This window comes from Streptomyces zhihengii, assembly GCF_016919245.1.
Taxonomy (GTDB): Bacteria; Actinomycetota; Actinomycetes; order Streptomycetales; family Streptomycetaceae; genus Streptomyces; species Streptomyces zhihengii.
In genome coordinates this window covers 3,885,500-3,906,749 of sequence record NZ_JAFEJA010000001.1, presented here as the reverse complement: position 1 = coordinate 3,906,749, position 21,250 = coordinate 3,885,500, and the positions used below count along the sequence as shown (strand labels likewise).

Genomic DNA, 21,250 nt, shown 5'->3' with positions numbered 1-21,250 from the left:
CCGCCGGTGACGGGCTGCGGCCCGTCCGTCGTGACGCTGGCGGTGGGACCGCCGTGCTCAGGCGGCGGCGGGACTGCCGATGCCGGGGAGTTCGCCGAACGGCGAGAACGGCGCCACCCAGAAGAACTCGCCGTCCTCGTCGTACGCGTACAGAAGTCCCGTGGCGCCGAGGGCGAGTGCGGAATGGTCCTCGTGGGCTGCCTGCCGTACCTGGACGACGGCGGTGGAGCCGTCCCGGGCCGTGACCTCGGCCTGGCCGAAGCGCCCGTCCACCCGACCGGTGCGGATGGTGCACGTCTGACCGACGAAGTCCTGCCGGGACGGCCCCGGTTCGTCGGGGAAGAGCTTGGCCAGCACGCGGACCAGCCGCACGGTGACCGTCCAGGCGATGAACACCGCCGCGAGCAGCACCCCGCAGGCCGCGGCCGCGTAGGGCACCCCGGTGAGACCGCTGCCGCGCAGCGGCAGCGAACCGGCGAGGCAGGTGAACCACGCGAGCGTCACCAGCAGCGACACGGCCACGGTGATCGGTACCCCGCCGAGCCCCGTGCCGCCGGCGCCCGCGGCCTCGGCATCGGCGTCGAACATGTCGTGGTCGGCGGCGCCGAAGAGCACCAGCAGCCAGAAGGCGACGACCACCACCAGAGCCGCGCTGAACAACGCGGTCGGAAAGACGACCACGGCCGACAGGAACTCCCTCATGGATCCCCCGTTCCGTCATTGCCGATTCATCGCAGCGGAGCGTCCCCTCGCTCCGGTGCCCTCCTATGGTGACAGTGCGGGCGACTTGATCGCATTGCCGGAATCCGGCAGTCTTAACGCGTTCTTGATGCCGGGTCGGCCGACTCGGCACGCCCCGGAGGCGCACCGCCTCCCGCGCGTGCCGGCCTGCCCGGCGGGCCGTGCCGCCCCTGGCAGGACGCCGTGGGGCGGCCCGGCATCGGCGGTCGCAGGGGGGAGCACGATGGCGACGAGGGAGACACCGCAGACGTATCTCGAGGGCTTCGCGGAGATCCTGGCCGAGGTCGGCAGGACCGGCAGACGGCTCACACGCGACGAGGTGGACGGCCGCCGCGCGCTCGGCGAACAGGCGGCGTCATCCGGCCACGGCCTGCGGTCGCTGGTCATCCACCATCTGACGGCCACTCGGGTCGCCTGGCCGGTCACCACCGCGCCGGACCGGGTGCTGGCCGCCGTGGAGCAGGCCGTGGACGCGTTCGCGGAGGGGTACGAGCGGGCGCAGCGGCTGGCCGTGCGCAAGGAGGAGGCCGCGCGGCGGGAGTTCATCGACGATCTGCTGCACGGGCGTTCCGATCCGGTGCGCATCGTCCAGCGGGCCGAGCGGTTCGGGCTGCGGCTCGCGCACGCCCACGCGGTCGGCGTCGCCGAGGGCGTGGAACCGTACGACGACACCCATCCCGTCACCAGGACGGTCGAGGCGGCGCTCTTCGCCCGCTTCGGCGACCGGCGGATCCTGCTGACGACCAAGGACGACCGGATGATCTGCGTGGTGCCCGGCGACCAGGAGGACGTCGTGCGCTACTTCGCCAAGCAGGCGTACGCGGCGACCGGCGGGCAGGCCGCCATCGGACGGCCGCACTCGGGCCCGGGCGGCGTGGTCCGCTCCTACGAGGAGGCGCTGAACGCGCTCGACCTGGCCAAGCGCATCGGCCTGGACGAGCCCGTGCTCCTCGCCGCCGATCTGCTCGTCTACCCCGTGCTGGCGCGGGACCGCGAGGCCATGGCGGACCTGGTGCGCAACGCTCTCGGGCCGCTGCGGGAGGCGAGAGGCGGGGCGGAGCCCCTGCTGGAGACGCTGCACGCCTACTTCGACTCGGGGTGCGTGTCGGCCCAGGCGGCGCGACGGCTCAACCTGAGCGTGCGCGCGCTGACGTACCGCCTCGACCGCATCTACCGGCTGACCGGCGCCGATCCGACGAATCCGCAGCACCGCTTCACGCTGCAGACGGCCGCCATCGGGGCGCGGCTCCTGGACTGGCCGGCGACGGAGTTGTGACCGGCAGGCGCGGGCGGGCCGTGCCCGGCCGGTGAAGAGCCGTGACCGGCCAGGGAGAACTCGCGCCCGGGCGGGGAAAGCTGGTGCCCGGGGGCCGGCAGGCGTGCACGTGGAGCCCGGCCGTCGCGGGTGCGGTGACCGGCCGGTGCGGACGCCCTCGTGGAGGGGAGCGCCGCACCGGCCGGAGCGACCGCGCAGTGGGTTCCGGTCAGATGTTGACGCCGAAGTCCTGCGCGATGCCGCGCAGGCCGGAGGCGTAACCCTGGCCGACGGCACGGAACTTCCACTCGGCGCCGTTGCGGTAGAGCTCGCCGAAGACCATGGCGGTCTCGGTCGAGGCGTCCTCGCTGAGGTCGTAGCGGGCCAGCTCGTTGTTGTCGGCCTGGTTGACGACGCGGATGAACGCGTTGCGCACCTGGCCGAAGGACTGGCTGCGGCTCTCGCCCTCGTGGATCGAGACCGGGAAGACGATCTTGTCGACCTCGGGGGCCACGCCGGCGAGGTTGACCTTGATCTGCTCGTCGTCGCCCTCGCCCTCACCGGTGAGGTTGTCGCCGGTGTGCTCGACGGAGGCGTCGGGGCTCTTGAGGTTGTTGAAGAAGACGAAGTGCTGGTCGCTCAGGACCTTGCCGTTGGCGTCGACGAGCAGCGCGCTGGCGTCGAGGTCGAAGTCCGTGCCGGTCGTGGTCCGTACGTCCCAGCCGAGACCCACGACGACCGCGGTCAGGCCCGGGGCCTCCTTGGTGAGCGAGACATTGCCGCCCTTGGAAAGGCTGACACCCATGGATATCCCTGCGCAATCCGGCGCGGGCCGCGCCTCTTGACGTTTTCTTTGCCCATCCGAGCCAACGAGCGGCCTCCCGGCGGGGTTCCCCGCCGACGGAGAATTCCGCCCGATGGCCGGATACGCCCCGCAGTCGGCCGCCGCCCCGCGAGGGCCCGCTCCCGCGCGTCTGCCGCGGGGCCGCCCGCCCCCACCGGGGCCGCACTCGCCAACCCGGCCGCGCGGCACGTCCCCGGGCCCGCCCCGAGCCACCTCACCCCCGCCGCGCGGCACGTCCCCGGGCCCGCCCCGAGCCACCTCACCCCCGCCGCGCGGCACGTCCCCGGGCCCGCCCCGCGAGCCACTCCGCCCCGCCGCGCGCTCCCAGCGCACCCCGGTCACAGGGCCACGGTCGTCACCTCGGTCGCCTTGACGCCCGTCCACACCGCGACGCCGTCGGCCAGGCCCAGTTCCGCCGCCGCCTCGGGCGTGATCTCGGCGACCAGGTCCGGCACCTGCTCCGAGCCGACGAGCACCCGCAGCCTGCTGCCGGACGCGGTCACCTCGCGGACGACCCCCGGCCAGACGTTGCGCGGGCTGCCGCCGGGCCGCTCCCGGTGCAGGGAGACCGCCTCCGGCGCGATGATCGCGAGCGCGGACACCCCGGCCGGCGGCGGCTCCGCGGCCACCAGGGTGCCGCCGCCCGCGAGGTCGAGCCCGTGCGCGTTCGCGGTGCCGGCCCACGCGTTGCGCCCCAGCATGCGCGCCACCCAGGGCGAGCGGGGGTGCCGGGTGACCTCCGCGGGAGGCGCGTCCTGCAGGGCCCGGCCCTCGTCGAGCACCAGCACCCGGTCCGCCAGCGAGACGGCCTCCACCGGATCGTGGGTCACGATCAGGCAGACCCCGCCGAAGGTGGCCAGATGGGTGCGCAGTTCATGGCGCACCCGTGCCCGGGTGGTCTGGTCGAGGGCGGCGAGCGGTTCGTCGAGCAGGAGCAGCCGGGGGCGGGCCGCCAGCGCGCGGGCGAGGGCCACCCGGCCGGCCTGCCCGCCGGAGAGCTGCGCCGGTCTGCGGCCGGCGAGGTGCCCGACGCCGAGCCGGTCCAGCCACCGCCGGGCGCTGCGGCGGGCCTCGGCCCGCGGCACCCCGTGCGCCCGCAGCCCGTAGGCGGTGTTGGCCAGTGCCGTCAGATGCGGGAACAGCGCTCCGTCCTGCGGCACCCAGGCCACGCCCCGCCGGTGCGGGGGCAGCGCGGACACGTCCTCGTCTCCGAGGCGCAGCACCGCGTGGGAGCGCCGGGTCAGTCCGAGCAGGGCGCGCAGCAGGGTCGTCTTCCCGGCTCCGTTGGGGCCGACGACGGCGATGGTGGTGCCCGGCGCGGCCTCCAGGGTCAGCTCGTTGAAGCCCGTGAGCCCGGCCCGCAGTCCCCAACCGCCGTCCTGCGGCGCCGCGCCTTCATCGATGCCCCGGGAGCCCTCTGCGCTCCCGGCGTCCACGACCGGACCGCCCGGACCGGCGCCGCCGGCCTCCGCCGGCCCCGCGTCGGTGTCCGCCGGCGGCGTCCGGCCGGCCGCCCGGTCCCGGGGCGTACCCGTCCAGCGGCCGCGCAGGGCGACCAGCACGGCCATGGCGATCACCAGCAGGAGCAGCGACACGGAGGTCGCCGCCTCCGGCCGCTCCTGGAGCAGCAGGTAGACCTGGAGCGGGAGCGTCTGCGTCGTCCCCGGCAGGTTGCCTGCGAAGGTGATCGTCGCACCGAACTCGCCCAGCGCCCGCGCCCAGGTCAGCGCGGCCCCCGCGAGCAGCCCCGGCGCCACCATGGGCAGCGTCACCGTGAAGAACACCCGCACCGGGGAAGCCCCCAGCGAGGCGGCGGTCTCCTCGTAGCGCGGCCGCAGTCCGCCGAGCGCGCCCTCCAGGCTGATGACCAGGAACGGCATGGCGACGAACGTGGCCGCCAGCACCGCCCCCGAGGTGTGGAACGGCAGTGTGACGCCGAAGGTGTCCTCCAGCCACGGCCCGAGCAGCCCCCGCCGGCCGAACGCCAGCAGGAGCGCCACCCCGCCGACCGTCGGCGGGAGCACCATCGGAAGCAGGACCAGCGAACGCACGAACGCCTTGCCGGGGAACGGCACCCGGGCCAGCAGCCACGCCAGCGGCACCCCGAGCAGCAGCGACAGCCCGAGCGCCCAGAAGGACACCACCAGCGAGAGGCGCAGCGCCTCGGTGGTCGCCGGGTCGGTCAGATGGGCGCCCAGCTCACCCCATTCGGTCCGGACGAGCACACCGGCGAGGGGGAGCAGCAGCAGGACGACGGCGAGCAGCGCGGGGACCGCGAGGACGATCGGTGTCCGCGCCCGCGGCCGCCCACCGGGGGCGGGCCGGGCTGTGCGGGGGAGCTTCATCACGGTCCCTGGGCTGGGAGGGGAACGGCTGCCGGTCGGTCCCCGGTCCGGAACGGGCCGGGCCGGCACGTCGCCCCGAGGGGGCCGCCGTCAGGTCCGGTCGATGTGCACGTTGGTGGACTTCACCCGGGCGGTCGCCTGCATCCCCACCTCCAGACCGAGCTCCTCCACGGCTTCCCTGGTCAGCAGGGAGACCAGCCGGTGGGGCCCGGCCTGGATCTCGACCTGGGCCGCCACGTCGCCCAGCTTCACGGCGGTGACGATGCCGGGGAACGCGTTGCGCGCCGTGGTGTACGGCGCGTCCTCCTCGACGGCGCCGGACTGCCCGACCTCGATCGAGAACGCCGCCAGGTCACGGCCGTCGATCAGCCGGCGTCCGCCTTCGTCGCGATGGGTGGCGACCCGTCCGGCATCGGCCCAGCGGCGTGCGGTGTCCGGGCTGACGCCGAGCAGACGCGCCGCCTGGCCGATGGTGTAGGACTGCATGTGCGTCAACATAGGTCGCACGGGTTCTCATCTGCAAGCTTTTCGGGTGAAGCTCCACCGCCGACCGCCTCGGCCCGGAGAAACCTCCGGCCCGTCCCCGGAGAAACCTCCGCTCCCCGTCCGGAGGGACCTCCCGGCCCGGCCTGGAGAAACCCAGCCCGCCCCGGCCCGGAGAAACCTCCCGCCCCGGAGAAACCCAGCCCGCCCCGGCCCGGAGAGACCTCCGGAGGGCTTCGGAGCCCTCCGGAGCCTCCCGCCTCACCCCTCCTTCGCCGGCGCGCTCCGCCGCGTCATGAACTGCCCCGTCAGATAGGCGGTCACCGAGGCGACGACGATCAGCGGCATCTGCTCGTGCGCGTCCGGGCCGAGCAGCAGGACCGCCAGCACCGCGGCCGTCAGCGGCAGCCCCGTCACCGCGGCGGTGGCGGCAGCGACACCGAGCGCCAGGCCGGGCGTCACACCGAGCCCGGGCAGCCCCGCGCACGCGATGCCGACCGCCGCGCCCAGCAGCACGGAGGGGAAGATCGGGCCGCCGCGGAGACTGCCGAGACAGATGCCCCAGGCCACGCCCTTGCACACGATCAGGGCGATCAGCGCGGACACCGGCCAGGCGTGAGGGTCCTCGGCGAGCGTGCCGAGCGTGGCCTGACCGGAGAGCGCCGCCTCCGCGGGGGAACGCCCGGTGATCAGGGCGTACGCGGCGATGCACCCGCCGACCGCGAGGGCGCAGATCACCGTGCGCACCGCGGTCCGCCGGCCCGTCCACTCCAGCACCCGCAGGCCCAGGCCGCGCCCGGCGGTCAGGACGACGCCGATCAGCGCGGCGGCGGGCACGCCCCACAGGAAGTCACCGGCGTCGGGGCTGACGTTCGGGGGCACGGTCGGCAGGCTGAGCGCGCCGATCGTCAGTCCGGTCCAGTCGCCGAAGCCGGTGAAGACCAGCGCCCCGGTCGCGCTGGCGAGCAGACAGGGCAGCAGCAGCGCGACGAGCTGCGCGCCGGCGAGACCCGCCGCCTCGATCACCATGATCGAGGCGACGATCGGTCCGCCGAGGATGGTCGAGATGGCGGCCGTCGACCCGGCCGTGGCGATCACCAGGCTCGCCTTCGGATCGGGCGTGGCCTTCATGATCCGCACCGAGAGCAGGGCCAGCGCGCTGCCCACGGCCATCAGCGGTGCCTCGGGCCCCAGGACGACACCGAGCGGAAGCGTGGCGAGGGCGCACAGCGCCACCCCCGGCAGCTGCTTCGGTCCGATCGGCGGCCCGCCGAGGCCGTGCGCCGGGATGTGCCCGCCCGCTCCCGGTGTCCGGGTGATGATCGGCGCCGCGATCAGTCCGGCCAGGGTCAGCGCGGGCAGCGGCCACCACCACGGGGCCCGGTCGTAGCCGGCCGCCTCGGGCAGCGTCTCCCACACCCAGTGCTGCATCTCGTGCTGGAAGCCGACGAAGAAGAAGCAGGCGAGGGAGACGGGCACCCCGAGCAGCACCGACAGCAGCAGCAGCCGCGCGTAGCCGCGGCTGAACAGGGTCCGGCGCAGCGCGGACGCCTCGGGCGGCGACGTCACGCCCGCCCCGTCGCGCCAGAGAGCCGCCGCGCGGGGCCGGGTGATGTCCGAGCGTTCGACGTGGCCACGCTCGCCCTCCAGTCGTTCGCCGTTGCGGGCAGGGATGGCTGCCCCCGTACACGATGCACTCAGGAACCCGGCAAAACGGACGCCCGTGCCTTCGTGTCGCCCGGGAGGTCATGAAGCGCGCCACCGGCGGCCGGTTCCGGAATCCCTTTACCCGGGGCGCCGGGGTGCGTGATGCTGACCCGGCGCCGGAGGCGTGATCGTGATCGCAGGGGGCCGAACGGTCCGGAACGGGGGCCGTCGTGGTGCGTGTGGAGTTGCTCGGACCGGTCGGGGTGCGCGCCGAGGACGGGGCGCCGGTCGAGGTGGGAGGCGTCCGGCTGCGGATGCTGCTCGCCCGGCTCGCCCTGGAGGAGGGCAGGACGGTGTCCGCCGGCACGCTCGTGGACGGGCTGTGGGGCGGGGAGCCGCCCGCCGACGCGGCCAACGCCCTCCAGGCGCTGGTCTCGCGGCTGCGCAGGGCGCTGCGCGGGCACGCGGCGGTGGAGTCCGCGTCCGGCGGCTACCGCCTCCCGGTGCGGCCCGAGGACGTGGACGTGCACCGCTTCGAGGACCTGGCCGGCCGGGGCAGGCGCGAACTCGCGGCCGGACGGGCCGGCGAGGCAGCGGCGCTGCTCACGGCGGCGTCCGGGCTGTGGCGCGGAGCGGCACTGGCCGACGTCCTCGACGCCCCGTTCGCCGGCCCCGCCGCCACCCGCCTCGACGACCTGCGCACCGCGGTGTCCGAGGACCGCTTCGACGCCGAACTGCGGCTCGGACGGCACGGAGAGGTACTGGCCGACCTCGAAGCGGCGGGTGCGCAGCGGCCGTTGAGCGAACGCGTCGCCGGGCTGCGGATGCGGGCCCTGTCCGCGGCGGGGCGGCAGTCCGACGCGTTGGCGGTGTACGAGGCGGTACGCGAGCGGCTCGGGGACGAGCTGGGCGTCGACCCCTCCGCCGAACTGCGGGAGACCCATCTGTCCCTGCTCCGGGGCGAACTGCGCACGGCCGCCGAGCGGTCCGAGGCCGCCCCGAGCCGTCTCCCCGCCCGGCTGACCAGCTTCGTCGGCCGGGACGAGGAGCTGCGGCAGCTCGCGGGGCATCTGACGCGCGCCCGCCTGGTCACCGTCGTCGGTCCGGGCGGCGCGGGGAAGACCCGGCTCTCCCTCGAGGCGGCCACCCGTGACCCCGCCCACGGCCGCGGCCGGGTCTGGTTCGTACCGCTCGCCGGTGTCAGCGCGCCCGACCGGCTGGCCGACGCCGTGCTCGGCGCCCTCAGCTCCACCGACGGACGCCTCTACGACGCCGGCCAGGGCCAGCGGGCCACCCCGGTCGAGCGCATGGCCGCCCTCGTCGGAAGCGGCGACGCCCTCCTTCTGCTCGACAACTGCGAACACCTCGTCGAGGCCGCGGCGGAGCTCACCGCCGCACTGCTCGACCGCCTCCCGGAGCTGCGGATACTCGCCACCAGCCGTGAGGCCCTCGCCATCACCGGCGAGTCGCTGTGCCACCTCGGTCCGCTCGGCGTGCCGACGGGATCGCCGGAGCCCGCCGAAGCCGCGCAGTCGCCCGCCGTCCGCCTCTTCGTCGAACGCGCCGCCGGAGTACGGCCCGGCTTCACCCTCGACGACTCCACCCTCGACGCCGTGGTCGAGATCTGCCGGCGGCTCGACGGCATCCCGCTCGCCCTCGAACTGGCCGCGGCGAAGCTCCGCTCGATGAGCGTCCAGCAGATCGAGAGCCGGCTCGACGACCGCTTCCGCCTCCTCGCCTCGGGCAGCCGCACCGCCCTGCCCCGCCAGCGCACCCTGCTCGCCCTCGTGGAGTGGAGCTGGGACCTGCTCGACGAACCGGAGCGCGTCCTCGCGCGCAGACTGTCGGTCTTCCCGGGCGGCGCGACCCTTCCCGCGCTGGAGGCGGTCTGCGCGGACCCGTCGCTCCCGGCCGACGACATCCCGTACCTCCTGGACGCCCTGGTCGAGAAGTCGCTGGTCACCCTCGCCGAGGAGGCGGGCGGACCGCGCTACCGGATGCTGGAGACCGTACGCGCCTACGCGGCCAGGCGGCTCGCCGAGGCAGAGTCCGCGGAGGCCGTCGTCCGGCGCTACGCCGCCTGGTTCCTGGCCCTCGCGGAGGAACACGAACCCCGGCTGCGCACCCGTGAACAGCTCCGTGCGACGGCGGTCTTCGACGCCGAACACGACAACCTCGTCTTCGCGCTCCGTTCGGTCGCGGCCGCCGCCGACGCCGACGAGGCCGGCGCCGGGGAGCTGGCGGCACGCTTCGACAGGGCGATGTTCTGGTACTGGGGGATCAGGGGGATGAGCGCCCGGCTCGACACCTACCTGGCCCAGGCGGCCGGGGCGCCGGATCCGGGACCGGCCGCGGACGCCCACCGGCCCACGGCCGGCGAACGGCCCCCGTCCGAGGGCGAGTCCGCGACGGCGCGCGAGTTCCACCCGGCGGCGCTGCTCCTGCGGATGTCCCGGGTCTCCTTCCCCGCGGGAGCCCCGGACGACGGGGACACCGACCCGCTGCACTCGCCCGACCCGTGGGTGCGGGCCGGCGCCCACCTGGCCAGGGACTTCGCCCTCACCGAACAGGGCGACCTGGTCACCGGCGCGGACTCCCGGCTGGAGGCGCTGCGCGGCTTCGAGGAGGTCGGCGACCGCTGGGGCCTGGTGATGAGCCTGCTCCCGGTCGGCCGCGACCACTCCCTGCGCGGCGAGTACCCCCGGGCCATCGCGACCTTCGAACGGATCGTGGCCCTCAGCTCCGAACTCGGCACCGAGGACTACCTCTACCTCAGCAAGGTCAGGCTGGCCCGCGAACGCCGGCGCAGCGGCGACCTGGCGGGCGCCTTCCGCGATCTGCACGCCGCGCACCGCCAGGCCCGCGAGCGGGGCCAGTTGCGCCTGGAGGCCAACATCCTGGTGGGCCTGGCCAATGTGCACCGCAGGGCCGGTGACCTGGCACAGTCCGACGCCACGCTCGACCGGCTCGAAGCACTGAGCGCCCGGCGCCCCTCCCTCGCGGAGACGGCCCGCGACCTGATCGTCAGCACCCGGATCGAGAACCGTCTCGCCGAGGGCGACGCGGAGCGGGCCAGGGCCCTGCTGCCCCAGGCCGCCGGCTCGCTGTTCGGCCAGGGCGCGGGCGCCGCGCTCGCCTGGGTCGCCGAACTGCTGGGCGGACTGCGCACCTTGGAGGGCGCGCCCGAGGAAGGCGCCCGATCGCTCGGCATGAGCCAGGTGATGCGCGGCGCCTTCGACCGGGGCGAGCCCGAGTGGCGCGAGCTGATCGTCCGCCTGGAGGCCGCGCTGGGCGAGGAGGGCTTCGAACGGGCCTACGCGGAGGGGGCCGCCTGCTCCCGCGAGGACGCGCTGCGCCGGCTGGAGACGGAGAGCCTGCGGGCGCCCCGGCGGATCTGACGGCACGCCCCGTCCGACCGGACACACCCCCCGACCGCACACGCTCCCGCCCGACCGACGCCCTCCCACCCGACCGCACACGCTCACGCCCGACCGACGCCCTCCCACCCGACCGCACACGCTCCCGCCCTGCCGGACACGCTCACGTCCGACGGAACGCGCTCACGCGAACGGCCGGGCGGGACCGCACCCAGGTGCGGTCCCGCCCGGCCGTGCCGGTGACGCGAGCGTCATCCGGCGTTCCTGCGGTAGGCGCGCATCGCCAGCGGGAAGAAGACCACGATCACGCCGGCCATCCAGGCGAAGGTGCCGGCCAGCGAGCCGGCGACCGGGCCGCCGTTGAGCAGACCGCGGACGGCGTCGGCCACCAGGGAGACGGGGTTGACGTCGGACCAGGCCTGGAGCCAGCCCGCCATGTCGTCCCGGGGCACGAACACATTGCTGGCGAAGGTGAGCGGCAGGATCAGGATGGTCATCAGCCCCTGCACGGAGGTCGGGTTCTTGATCAGCATGCCGAGGTACACCGAGATCCAGGAGAAGCTGAGCGCGAAGCCCACGAGCAGCGCGAGTGCGGCGATCGAGGCGACCGGCCCGGTCTCCACCCGGTAGCCCATGACGAGGGCGAGGACGACCAGGGTGGCCAGGCAGACGACGTAGCGCACGATGTCGGCGAGGACGGCCCCGATCAGAGGGCTGGAGCGGGCGATCGGCATGCTGCGGAAGCGGTCGAAGATACCGGTGCTGGCGTCCGCGCAGAGCGAGGCGCCGATGCCCACGCTGGCCTGGAAGACGGCCATCACCATCACCCCTGGGGTGACCAGCCGCAGATACCGGTCGGTGTCACCGCCGGACATGGCCTCCCCGAAGAGGTAGACGAACATCAGCAGGCTGATGATCGGGGTCAGGATCACGTCGACCAGCTGGATCGGCGACTTCATGAACTTGGTGACGCCGCGGCCGGCGAGGGCGAGGCTGTGGCGGGCGGTCTGCGCGAGGCCGATACGGCCGGACAGCGGGGCGCTCGCGCTCAGGGTGCGGGTGCTCAGGGTCTGGGTGCTCATGACGGGGTCCTCTCGGGGTACGGCTGCGCGGTGGCGAAGGGGAGGGGGCTCAGACGGCGACGGGCTGGTCGTCGGCGGCCGGGGCGGGCGCGGGCGCGTGTCCCGTCAGGGCGAGGAAGACCTCGTCCAGGCTGGGCAGCCGCAGACCGAGTTCGTCGGCGGTGATACCGGCGCCGTCCAGCCGGCGGGCGACCGCCGCGACGACGAGGGGCTCGTCGGCCGGCACGGTGAGGACACCGGAGTCCTGGGCGGGGGAGTGCCCGGTCAGCTCGGCAAGGATCCGGGCGACCTGCGGCACATCGGTGGCCACGGTGGGCCTGACCTGGAGGATCTGTCCGCCGACACGGCGCTTCAGCTCACCGGGCCGGCCCTCGGCGACCTTGCGGCCCTTGTCGAACACGGTGATGGAGTCGGCGAGCTGGTCGGCCTCCTCCAGGTACTGGGTGGTGAGCAGGACCGTGGAGCCGTCGGCGACCAGTCGCCGCACGACGTCCCAGACCTCCTGCCGGGCGTGCGGGTCCAGTCCGGTGGTCGGCTCGTCCAGGTACAGCACGCTCGGCCGGCCCACCAGGGACGCGGCCAGGTCCAGCCGCCGCCGCATACCTCCCGAGAAGGTGGCGATCGGCTTGCGCGCCGCCTCGGTCAGGGAGAACTGCTCCAGCAGCTCGGCCGACCGTGCCCGCGCGTCCCGCCGGGACAGTCCGAGCAGCCGGGCGATGAGCACCAGGTTCTCCGCGCCGGACAGGGTCTCGTCCACGGAGGCGTACTGCCCCGTCAGCCCGATGAGCTGCCGGACCCTGACCGGGTCCTTGACGATGTCGTGCCCGCCGACGGTGGCGTGTCCGCCGTCGGGTCGCATGAGCGTGGCCAGGATGCGCACGGTGGTGGTCTTGCCCGCGCCGTTGGGCCCCAGCACCCCGACGACCTTGCCGGCCGGGACCTCCAGGTCGACTCCGTCCAGGGCGGTGAAGTCGCCGTACCTCTTGACCAGTCCTTCGGCCCGGATCGCGTATGTCATGTTCGGCAACTCCTCGTCAGGTCGTCCTCGTTCTCGACGACCCCGACGATGCCGGGCCCGGCTGACAGCCCCCGGCCGACCGCCTGACAGCCTCCGCCCACCGCTGTCAGCCGCTGTCAGCGCCCTGGCTCCCCGCCGGCCGGGGGAGCGCCCCGGGCCTCCCGCACCCCGAAGCACCGCGCAAACGACCACAGCACCCCGGAAACCACTCAGGGGCCCGACCCGCTTGCGCGGATCAGACCCCTGAACTGGTACTTCGGCTGTCGGGGTGGCGGGATTTGAACCCACGACCTCTTCGTCCCGAACGAAGCGCGCTGCCAAGCTGCGCTACACCCCGATGTCGCCCACTGTCCCGGCGACGTCGATAACTCTAGCCCACCCGCGCCGTGAGACGAAATCCGGTTTCGCGGCGCCCGCGGGCGGGGCCGGGAGGGCCGCGGAAGGAGTCAGTCCTCGGCGGTCAGGGTCAGCAGGGTCGCCTCCGGGGGGCAGGCGAAGCGGACGGGGGTGTAGCGGCTCGCGCCGCAGCCCGCCGAGACGTGGAGGTAGGCGGTGTTGCCCTCGCTGCGGTGGGTGGAGAGCCCCTTCACGCGGTCGGTGTCCAGGTCGCAGTTGGTGACCAGGGCGCCGTAGAAGGGGATGCACACCTGCCCGCCGTGGGTGTGGCCCGCGAGGACGAGCGGGTAGCCGTCGGAGGTGAAGGCGTCCAGGCTGCGCAGGTAGGGGGCGTGCACCACGGCCACGGACACGTCGGCGTCCTGCTCCGGGCCGCCGGCCACCAGCTCGTAGCGGTCGCGCTTGATGTGCGGGTCGTCGAGGCCGGTGAAGGCGAGCTCGCAGCCCTCCAGCTTGAGCCGGCCCCGGGTGTTGGTCAGGTCGAGCCAGCCGGCCGCGTCGAAACCGTCCCGCAGGTCCTCCCACGGGTTGTGGACGACGCCGACGGCGGGAGCGTTGCCGTTGAGGCCGTGCCGCCCCTGGGCCTTCTCCAGCAGGTAGCGGGCCGGGTTGCGGAGCGTGGGGCCGTAGTAGTCGTTGGAGCCGAAGACGTAGACGCCCGGGTACTCCATCAGCGGGCCGAGGGCGTCCAGCACCTCGGGGACCGCCTGCGGGTCGGAGAGGTTGTCGCCGGTGTTGACGACGAAGTCCGGACGCAGCCCTGCCAGGGACTGGAGCCAGGCGCGCTTCTTGCGCTGCCCGCACACCATGTGGATGTCGGAGACCTGGAGCACCCGCAGCGGGCGCATGCCGCGCGGCAGGACCGGCACCGTGACCCGGCGGAGCCGGAAGGAGCGGGCTTCGAATCCGGCGGCGTAGGCGAGGCCGGCCGCGCCGACCGCCGCGATTCCCGCGGTGACTTTCAAGGGCGTCCCGTAGCGTGCGCGCATGCGCCCATGGTCGCAGACACTCACCGGGCGGGGAGCCGGGGGCGGGCGGACGGCGGACCGGCACCGGCCGCGTCACGGGCCCCGCCCACCGGCCGCCCGGAGGGCCTCAGGGGCAGCGCCCACAGCAGGCCGAGCGAGATCCAGACGTAGAGATTGCCGCCGAGGAATCCGTCCGCCCCGGACGCGTCCCCGCTCCACAGCCAGACGAGACTGCTGCTCAGCAGCACCGGCACCGCGACGGCCCACACCGCCGGCCCGCGTCGCCCGGCCCCGCCCGGCGTCCGCAGCGCCGCTCCCGCGAGCACGGCGAGGGCCGGCGTCAGCCAGACCAGGTGGTGGACCCAGGTGACGGGGCTGACGAGACAGGCGAGGACGCCGGTGAGGGCCAGCGACGCGGCGTGGTCGCCGACGGCGTGCGCGCGGCGCACCCGGACGGCCCACACGGTCAGCAGCACCACCACGCCCAGGGCCCACACCGCCCGGTCCGGCTCGTACGGCTCGGCCAGCCGGGCCACCACCCCCTGCCAGGACTGGTTGGAGACGTAGGCGAGCGAGCCGACCCGGTCGGTGTGCCACAGGGCGTCGGTCCAGAAGGTGCGTGAGGCGCCCGGCGCGGCCCAGGCCGCGAGCGCGGTGGCGCCCAGGGCGACGGCCACGGCGTTCCCCGCGGCCCGCCGCCTGCCGGTGAGGAGCAGCCAGCCGATGAAGACGGCGGGGGTCAGCTTGATCGCGGCGGCCACGCCGATCCCGGCGCCCGCCCAGCGGGCCGCCCTGCCCCCGCGGGCGAGCAGCCGGGTGTCCGCCAGGACCAGGGCGAGCAGCAGCAGGTTGACCTGCCCGAAGCTGACCGTGTCGCGGACCGGCTCCAGCAGGGCGTACCCGCACACGGCGACGGCGAGGGCGTACCAGGGCGTCCACCCCCGCGCGCGGATCACCGGGCCGGCCGTCCAGCGCACGATCAGGACCGCCGCGGCCGCGTTGAGCAGCAGGGTGATCGCGACGGCAGCGGGCCAGGCGGTCACCGCGAGGGGCAGCATGCACAGCGCGGCGAACGGCGGATAGGTGAAGCCGTACCGGGAGCCCGGCGCCAGGTAGTCGTAGAGCGCGCCGCCGTCCGTCCAGTGGCGGACGGCCCCGTGGTAGACGCCGAGGTCGAACCAGCCGCGGTGCAGCGGGACGGTCGCCAGGAACAGCAGCACCGTGCCGGCCAGGGCGGTGACCAGCGCCAGCCGCCCGTGCGTCGTCACGGGCCACCGCACGGCACGCCGCCCGGTCTCCGGTGGTGTCACGCGGTGCTCCCCAGGGGCAGGTCCGCCGACGGACGCGATGGCCGGTGCGCACGCCACACGGCCGCCGCCGCGAGCAGCCCGCCGCCGCAGGCGAGCGCCAACTGCGCTCCGCCGGGGGCGAATCCGCTCGGCGGCACGGTGAGGGCGAGGACGGCGCTGGCGACGGCGGCACACCGGCGCAGCCGCCGCCCGGGCCCCGTCGCGGCGATCAGGAACAGTCCCCACAGCACGTACCAGGGCCGTATCGCGGGACCGAGCAGCGCCACGGCGAGCAGGCTGAGCCCGACGGCGTGGACGGGGCGCAGCCGGTGGTGACGGCGCCAGGCGAGGACGACGGCGACGGCGGTGGCCGCGATCCCGAGCAGGTGCCAGACGGGCACGGCGTGCCGGGCCAGCGCAGCCGGTCCGTCGCCGGCGGCGGCCAGCAGGGTGGTGCTGATCCGGCCGAGGGACGAGGTGAGGGCCCAGTTGCCGGGGGAGGCCGGGGTGTCCAGGGAGCGCAGCCAGCCGTATCCGGTCCCGACCGCGGCGGTCGTGACGGCGGTGGTCGCCGCGGCCGCCGCCGTCACGGCGACGGCCGCGACCGTACGCGGGGCGCGCGCCCGGAGCGTTGCTACCGGGCTGTCCGTTCCCGGCGCCCGGAGCGTTGCTACCGGGCCGTCCGTTCCCCGCGCCCGGAGCGCTGCCGCCCGACCCTCCGTACTTCCCGCCCGCAGGCTGCCCGCTTCCTTCGCCCCCGGGCGGGGTGTGCGGCGTGCCCACAGCACGACGACCGCGAGCAGGCCCAGAGCCGCGGGCGCCTTCACCAGCGCGGCCAGGGTGATCAGCACGGTGCCGGTGAGGTGTCCGCCGCCGAGCGAGGCGAGGAGCCCCGCGCCCAGCAGGCCGAGCATCACGGCGTCGTTGTGCGCGCCGCCGACCAGGTGCAGCAGCACCAGCGGGTTGAGCGCGCCGAGCCAGAGCGCGGCGGACGGGTCGGTTCCGCAGTGCCGCGCGAGGCGGAGCAGGCAGTACGTCATGAGGGCGACCCCGCACAGGGCGACGCACCGCATGCCGAGCGCCCCGCCGGCGATGTCCGCCACGGACACGGCACGGGCGCCGTCGCCGGTGACCGCCGACGCCAGGGCGAGGAAGACCGGGCCGTAGGGGGCCGGGGTGTCCCGCCACAGCGGCGCGACCTCGGTGAGGAGCGGGCCGCCGAGGCGGGAGGGCCCGTGGCTGTACACGTCCAGATGCGCGTCGACCATCGCGCCCTGGGCGAGATAGCTGTAGACGTCCCTGCTGAACAGCGGCGGTGCTACCAGCAGCGGTGCCGCCCACAGCACCAGCGTCGCGAGGAGCTCGCGCGGCCCCGGCGGGCTCGGCCCCCGTACGGCGCGGCCGAGCAGCGCCCAGCCCGCCGTCAGCAGCACCAGCCCGAAGTAGGCCGCCGCCAGCCCGAACGCCGCCGTCCCCGAGTCCGGGGCGAGCATCCGCCCGGTCGGCAGTGCCCCCGCGCTGACCCCGCCGGCGGCGAGCGCCACCGAACCGGCCAGCCCGGTCTGCCGGCAGCGGCGCACGTCGGGCCGGGGCGGGCCCGGCGGGACGGCAAGCGCGGCGAGGGCGGCGAGGACGGACGGGCGGGGGAACGGCACGCAGGCAGGCTGTCAACGGGTGGTGTCGGTGGGACGACGCCCCGGCCGCCGGGGCACGGCCGTCGTATGGCCGCGCCCTTACGCACCCCGCACGCCCGCCGCGGACCTCGCGCGCCGGCCGCACACCCCGCCCGCGCACCGGCCACCGCGCCCCCGGCACCGGCCACCGTGTCGCGGCTCAGCGCCGGCCTGCGCGCGAAATGCGGGGGCGTCGCGCGCGGCGCACCTGACACACTTGTCCGTATGACCACGCTCAAGTCCAAGCTGCAGGAAGACCTCACGGCGGCGATCAGGGCGCGCGACGAACTGCGCTCCTCCACGCTCCGGCTGACCCTCACCGCGATCACCAAGGAGGAGGTCTCGGGCAAGACGGCCCGTGAACTCTCCGACGACGAGGTGCAGAAGGTGATCGCGAAGGAGGCGAAGAAGCGCCGCGAGGCGGCCGACGCCTTCGCGCAGGGCGGTCGCGCCGAGCAGGCCGAGCGCGAGCAGGCGGAGGGCGTCATCCTCGACGCGTACCTTCCGCAGCAGCTGACGGACGACGAACTGCACGCCATCGTCGGGCAGGCCGTCGAGGAGGCCCGGGCCGCCGGGGCCGAGGGCCCGCGCGCGATGGGCGCCGTCATGAAGATCGTGAACCCGAAGGTGGCGGGCCGCGCCGAGGGCGGCCGTGTCGCCGCCGCGGTCAAGCAGCTCCTCGCCGGCCGAGCCCGCACCGCGCGACGTGAGACGCCCGCACCGCGCGACGTGAGAAGCGTGCTCCGCAGGACATGACGAAGGGGGACCCGGCTCCGGCCGGGTCCCCCTTCGTCATGTCCGCGCCCGCCCGCGCCGCGGGCCGGCCCTGCCTACGGCCAGTTGCCGCCGCCGTTGTTGCCCTGGCCCCGGTTGGCGCCGCCGCCGATCAGGTCCGGCGGGATGCTGATGCCGGGGAACGGCTGGTCGTCGCCGGGCCTGCCGTCCTCGCGGTCGCGGTCACGGTCGCGGCCCTTGTCCTTCTCCTTGTCCTCCTTCTCCTTCCCGCGCGGGACGGAGACGGGGTTGAAGGACGGGGTCTCGGACGCGTCCAGGGCGCCGGTCATGGCGATCTTCCAGATCGGGCCGGGCAGGCAGCCGCCGCAGACCTTGTCGTAGGGGGTGCCGCCGATGGTGATGTTGTACATCGACTGCTTCTCGCCGACGTCGTCGCCGACCCAGACCGCCGTGGAGAGGTTCGGGGTGTAGCCCACGAACCAGGCGTCCTTGCGGTCGTTCGTCGTACCGGTCTTGCCCGCGTTGTCGCGGTCCGCGAGACCGGCCCGCGTGCCGGTGCCGTCCTCGACGACGCCCTTGAGCATCTGGTTGACCATGTCGGCGGTCTGCTCGCTCATCGCCTGCGAGCACTGGGAGCCGGGCACCTTGATCCGCTTGCCGTTGGCGTCCGTGACGGACTCGATGGCGACCGGGGTGCAGTAGGTGCCGCGGTTCGCGAACGCGGCGTAGGCCGCCGCCATCGCGAGCGGGGTGCTCTCCTCACTGCCCAGGGTGATGGCCGGGTTCTCGCCGACCTGCTTGCCGTCGCCCCTGACGTAGCCCATCTTCTTCGCCATCTCGACCGTCTCGCAGAGACCGGTCATCTGCTCCAGGTGGGCGAAGTAGGTGTTGATGGACTTGCCGAGCGCGGACGTCATGTCCCAGGTGCCCGTCTCGGACTCCATCTCGTTCGACGGGTCCCAGGTGCCCCCGCCGGCCGGGGCGCCCGCGCAGGTCTTGAAGGAGTCCATCGGCAGCGAGACCTTGTAGCCGGTGGTGAACGACTGCGCCGGGCTGATGCCCTTCTCCAGGGCGGCCGCCGCGGTGATCGGCTTGAAGGTCGAGCCGACCTGGAAGCCGTACGTCGTGCCGCCCATCTTGCTGCCCACCGCGAGGTTCAGCACCGTCTCGTGCTGCTTCTGGTCCAGGCCGTAGGGGCGGGACTGACCCATGGAGAGGATCTTGCCCGTACCGGGCTGGACCTGGACCACGGAGGCGGCGACGCCGTCGGTCTTGTAGACCTTCGCGGTGGCGGCCTCGTCGGCGGCGGCCTGCGCCCGCGGGCTCATGGTGGTCCGGATGGTCAGACCGCCGAGGTTCCACAGCTTCGAGCGCTCCTCCTCCGTCTTCCCGAAGGCCGGGTCGGTGAGGATCGTCTTGCGCACGTAGTCGCAGAAGAAGCCGGAGCCCTTGACGGCGGTGATGCAGCCGTTCTTCGGCTTGCTGATCTTCAGATCGATCGGCTGGGCCTTGGCCTTGTCCGCCTCCTCCTGGGAGACGTCGCGGACGTCGGCCATGCGCTGCAGCACGGTGTTGCGCCGCTTGGTCGCCTCTTCGGTGTCGTTCACCGGGTCGTAGCGGCTCGGCGACTGGACGATGCCGGCGAGCAGCGCGGCCTCCTCCAGCTTCAGGTCCTTGGCGGACTTGGAGAAGTAGCGGTGGGAGGCGGCCTCGATGCCGTAGGCCTGCTGCCCGAAGAACGTGATGTTGAGGTAGTTCTCCAGGATCTTCTTCTTGCCCAGCTCCTCCTCGACCTGGATCGCGTACTTCAGTTCGCGCACCTTGCGGCCGATGGTCTGCTGGGTGGCCTCGGCGACCTTGTCGGGGTCGTCGCCGGCCTCCTCGACGAAGACGTTCTTCACGTACTGCTGGGTGAGCGTCGACGCGCCCTCGGAGACGCCGCCGGACTGCGCGTTCTTGTTGAGCGCGCGCAGCACACCCTTGAGGTCGATCGCGCCGTGCTCGTAGAAGCGGGCGTCCTCGATCGCGATGATCGCCTGCTGCATGTACGGCGAGATGTCCTTCAGGGGCACGACCGTGCGGTCACGGGAGTACACCGTGGCGATCTGGCCGCCCTCGCTGTCGAGGATGGTGGTGCGCTGACTCAGCGGCGGGGTCTTGAGGTTGGCGGGGATCTCGTCGAATCCCTCGACCGTTCCCTTGGCCGCGAGTCCGAGCGCGCCGACGGCGGGCAGGGCGATGCCCGCCAGCACCGCTCCGGAGAGCACGCTGACACCGAGGAACTTGGCGGCCTGCTGGGTCCCGGTCAGACCACCGCCCGAGCGCTTCTTTGGCATGAGGGCAGCCTACGTTCTCATTCGCCGGACACACATAAAGGCATTGGCCTAAGCTGCTCTCAACTGTCACAGCAGTGCGGTCTCGCATCAAGTAGCCGACAGTCTCCGCTGTACCCGAATCCGGTGGAGACCTGTCCGAATAGCCGCATAGGTCTTCGAAGTCCGAGGCAATGCGTAGGGAATGCCCGAAATTGTCGGGTATGTCAGCAATGCCTTCAGGTCACTCCCCTGGGTGATCTGCCGCGTACGCATAGTCCGTTCGGGCCATTCAAGATTGGGCCCCGCGGGGGTGTTGCGCTCTGCCCGCCTTCCGTAACGTCCTCAACTGGCAGCGGTGAATATGCCGCTGCCGCCGTGGGGGAGCCTCGATTCGGGAGAGGACGGCACCGGCATGGGCTGGGTTACCGACTGGAGTGCGCAGGCAGCCTGCCGCACGACGGATCCGGATGAACTGTTCGTACAAGGGGCAGCGCAGAACAGGGCCAAGGCGGTGTGCACCGGATGCCCGGTGCGGACCGAATGCCTGGCCGACGCGCTCGACAACCGCGTCGAGTTCGGCGTGTGGGGCGGAATGACCGAGCGGGAGCGGCGCGCACTGCTGCGCAGGCGGCCCACGGTCACGTCCTGGCGCAGACTGCTCGAAACAGCACGCACGGAATACGAGCGCAGCGCCGGCATCCTGCCGGTGGGCCTCGACGACGACGAGACGTACGAGGCGTACGCGGCGGTCGGCTGACCGGGCCGCACGCGGACGGATCCGGGTACCGGACGCTCCGCATCGCATCGCCCGCACCTGACGTACGGCGGACACGCCTCGACCCGGGCGCGACGCCATGACCGCGCGTCACCCTGCCCGCGGGGGCGGGACCGCACGCGCGGCCGCGCGCCATGGCACCGAGGGGCGCCGAGCGATGCACCGGCGGCCCGACCACGGTGCCCGCGAAGCCGCACACCGCCTGCCCGCGCGAACCCGCCCGTCCGCGCACCGGCGCGTACGCGGTAGCCGCGCGCACCCGGGGGGTCGCACGCGCACGATGCACCGCAGCCGCGCGCCCGGCTGC

General features: G+C 74.0%; 14 protein-coding genes, 1 tRNA gene and 1 pseudogene. 4 read left to right on the top strand and 12 right to left on the bottom strand.

The genetic code is table 11. From position 1 onward, the window contains the following. Positions 1-57 precede the first annotated feature (57 nt). Complete coding sequence (locus JE024_RS16355) at positions 58-702, bottom strand: hypothetical protein (protein WP_205374290.1); 645 nt, start codon at positions 700-702, stop codon at positions 58-60. A gap of 262 nt (positions 703-964) precedes the next feature. Here JE024_RS16355 and JE024_RS16350 point away from each other — a divergent pair, with 262 nt between their 5' ends. Beyond that, the gene (locus tag JE024_RS16350) at positions 965-2,017 is read left to right on the top strand and encodes a PucR family transcriptional regulator (RefSeq protein ID WP_205374289.1); all 1,053 of its coding nucleotides are present in this window, start codon (positions 965-967) and stop codon (positions 2,015-2,017) included. Positions 2,018-2,225: 208 nt separating this feature from the next. On the opposite strand, the gene JE024_RS16345 is transcribed toward JE024_RS16350, so the two are convergent. The 4 genes from JE024_RS16345 to JE024_RS16330 all read right to left on the bottom strand — a co-directional run bounded on the left by JE024_RS16345 (position 2,226) and on the right by JE024_RS16330 (position 7,237). Next, positions 2,226-2,801: a TerD family protein gene (locus JE024_RS16345; RefSeq protein ID WP_205374288.1), complete on the bottom strand. Its 576-nt coding sequence runs from the start codon at positions 2,799-2,801 to the stop codon at positions 2,226-2,228. A gap of 377 nt (positions 2,802-3,178) precedes the next feature. After that, positions 3,179-5,185, bottom strand: a complete 2,007-nt coding sequence (locus JE024_RS16340) for an ABC transporter permease (protein WP_205374287.1) — start codon at positions 5,183-5,185, stop codon at positions 3,179-3,181. A gap of 90 nt (positions 5,186-5,275) precedes the next feature. Continuing rightward, positions 5,276-5,671 carry a TOBE domain-containing protein gene (locus JE024_RS16335; protein ID WP_205374286.1) on the bottom strand — a complete coding sequence of 132 codons (396 nt, stop codon included), beginning with the start codon at positions 5,669-5,671 and terminating at the stop codon, positions 5,276-5,278. A gap of 258 nt (positions 5,672-5,929) precedes the next feature. Beyond that, positions 5,930-7,237, bottom strand: a complete 1,308-nt coding sequence (locus tag JE024_RS16330; RefSeq protein ID WP_244882894.1) for a chloride channel protein — start codon at positions 7,235-7,237, stop codon at positions 5,930-5,932. A 308-nt stretch (positions 7,238-7,545) separates the two neighbouring features. Between JE024_RS16330 and JE024_RS16325 the strand changes: the two genes are divergently transcribed. Then, the gene (locus JE024_RS16325; RefSeq protein ID WP_244882893.1) at positions 7,546-10,713 is read left to right on the top strand and encodes an AfsR/SARP family transcriptional regulator; all 3,168 of its coding nucleotides are present in this window, start codon (positions 7,546-7,548) and stop codon (positions 10,711-10,713) included. Positions 10,714-10,943: 230 nt separating this feature from the next. On the opposite strand, the gene JE024_RS16320 is transcribed toward JE024_RS16325, so the two are convergent. From JE024_RS16320 to mptB, 6 genes are all read right to left on the bottom strand, one after another. After that, complete coding sequence (locus JE024_RS16320) at positions 10,944-11,774, bottom strand: ABC transporter permease (RefSeq protein ID WP_244882891.1); 831 nt, start codon at positions 11,772-11,774, stop codon at positions 10,944-10,946. A 49-nt stretch (positions 11,775-11,823) separates the two neighbouring features. Continuing rightward, positions 11,824-12,792, bottom strand: a complete 969-nt coding sequence (locus JE024_RS16315; RefSeq protein ID WP_205374285.1) for an ATP-binding cassette domain-containing protein — start codon at positions 12,790-12,792, stop codon at positions 11,824-11,826. A gap of 263 nt (positions 12,793-13,055) precedes the next feature. Further along, positions 13,056-13,129 (bottom strand) — tRNA-Pro (locus JE024_RS16310). Positions 13,130-13,238: 109 nt separating this feature from the next. Then, positions 13,239-14,177: a metallophosphoesterase gene (locus JE024_RS16305; protein ID WP_205374284.1), complete on the bottom strand. Its 939-nt coding sequence runs from the start codon at positions 14,175-14,177 to the stop codon at positions 13,239-13,241. A gap of 20 nt (positions 14,178-14,197) precedes the next feature. Continuing rightward, the gene (locus tag JE024_RS16300) at positions 14,198-15,466 is read right to left on the bottom strand and encodes a glycosyltransferase 87 family protein (RefSeq protein ID WP_244882889.1); all 1,269 of its coding nucleotides are present in this window, start codon (positions 15,464-15,466) and stop codon (positions 14,198-14,200) included. Continuing rightward, positions 15,463-17,025, bottom strand: a complete 1,563-nt coding sequence (gene mptB / locus JE024_RS16295; RefSeq protein WP_205376566.1) for a polyprenol phosphomannose-dependent alpha 1,6 mannosyltransferase MptB — start codon at positions 17,023-17,025, stop codon at positions 15,463-15,465. The genes JE024_RS16300 and mptB overlap by 4 nt, the downstream gene beginning before the upstream one ends. A gap of 318 nt (positions 17,026-17,343) precedes the next feature. On the opposite strand from mptB, the pseudogene JE024_RS16290 reads away from it, so the two are divergent. Next, positions 17,344-17,805, top strand: a pseudogene (locus JE024_RS16290) (GatB/YqeY domain-containing protein); the annotation flags it as partial. A 143-nt stretch (positions 17,806-17,948) separates the two neighbouring features. On the opposite strand, the gene JE024_RS16285 reads toward JE024_RS16290, so the two are convergent. Continuing rightward, positions 17,949-20,189 carry a transglycosylase domain-containing protein gene (locus JE024_RS16285; protein ID WP_205374283.1) on the bottom strand — a complete coding sequence of 747 codons (2,241 nt, stop codon included), beginning with the start codon at positions 20,187-20,189 and terminating at the stop codon, positions 17,949-17,951. 391 nt (positions 20,190-20,580) lie between these two features. Between JE024_RS16285 and JE024_RS16280 the strand changes: the two genes are divergently transcribed. Further along, on the top strand, positions 20,581-20,925 hold the full coding sequence (locus JE024_RS16280) for a WhiB family transcriptional regulator (RefSeq protein WP_187283156.1): 345 nt from the start codon (positions 20,581-20,583) through the stop codon (positions 20,923-20,925). The last annotated feature ends 325 nt before the right edge of the window (positions 20,926-21,250 follow it).

Excerpts from the sequence above, each read along its gene's own strand:
- JE024_RS16340 (WP_205374287.1), bottom strand. The coding sequence starts at position 5,185 with ATGAAGCTCCCCCGCACAGCCCGGCCCGCCCCCGGTGGGCGGCCGCGG.
- JE024_RS16350 (WP_205374289.1), top strand. The coding sequence starts at position 965 with ATGGCGACGAGGGAGACACCGCAGACGTATCTCGAGGGCTTCGCGGAG.
- JE024_RS16315 (WP_205374285.1), bottom strand. The coding sequence starts at position 12,792 with ATGACATACGCGATCCGGGCCGAAGGACTGGTCAAGAGGTACGGCGAC.
- JE024_RS16305 (WP_205374284.1), bottom strand. The coding sequence starts at position 14,177 with ATGCGCGCACGCTACGGGACGCCCTTGAAAGTCACCGCGGGAATCGCG.
- JE024_RS16285 (WP_205374283.1), bottom strand. The coding sequence starts at position 20,189 with ATGCCAAAGAAGCGCTCGGGCGGTGGTCTGACCGGGACCCAGCAGGCC.
- JE024_RS16335 (WP_205374286.1), bottom strand. The coding sequence starts at position 5,671 with ATGCAGTCCTACACCATCGGCCAGGCGGCGCGTCTGCTCGGCGTCAGC.
- JE024_RS16345 (WP_205374288.1), bottom strand. The coding sequence starts at position 2,801 with ATGGGTGTCAGCCTTTCCAAGGGCGGCAATGTCTCGCTCACCAAGGAG.
- JE024_RS16355 (WP_205374290.1), bottom strand. The coding sequence starts at position 702 with ATGAGGGAGTTCCTGTCGGCCGTGGTCGTCTTTCCGACCGCGTTGTTC.
- JE024_RS16320 (WP_244882891.1), bottom strand. The coding sequence starts at position 11,774 with ATGAGCACCCAGACCCTGAGCACCCGCACCCTGAGCGCGAGCGCCCCG.
- JE024_RS16280 (WP_187283156.1), top strand. The coding sequence starts at position 20,581 with ATGGGCTGGGTTACCGACTGGAGTGCGCAGGCAGCCTGCCGCACGACG.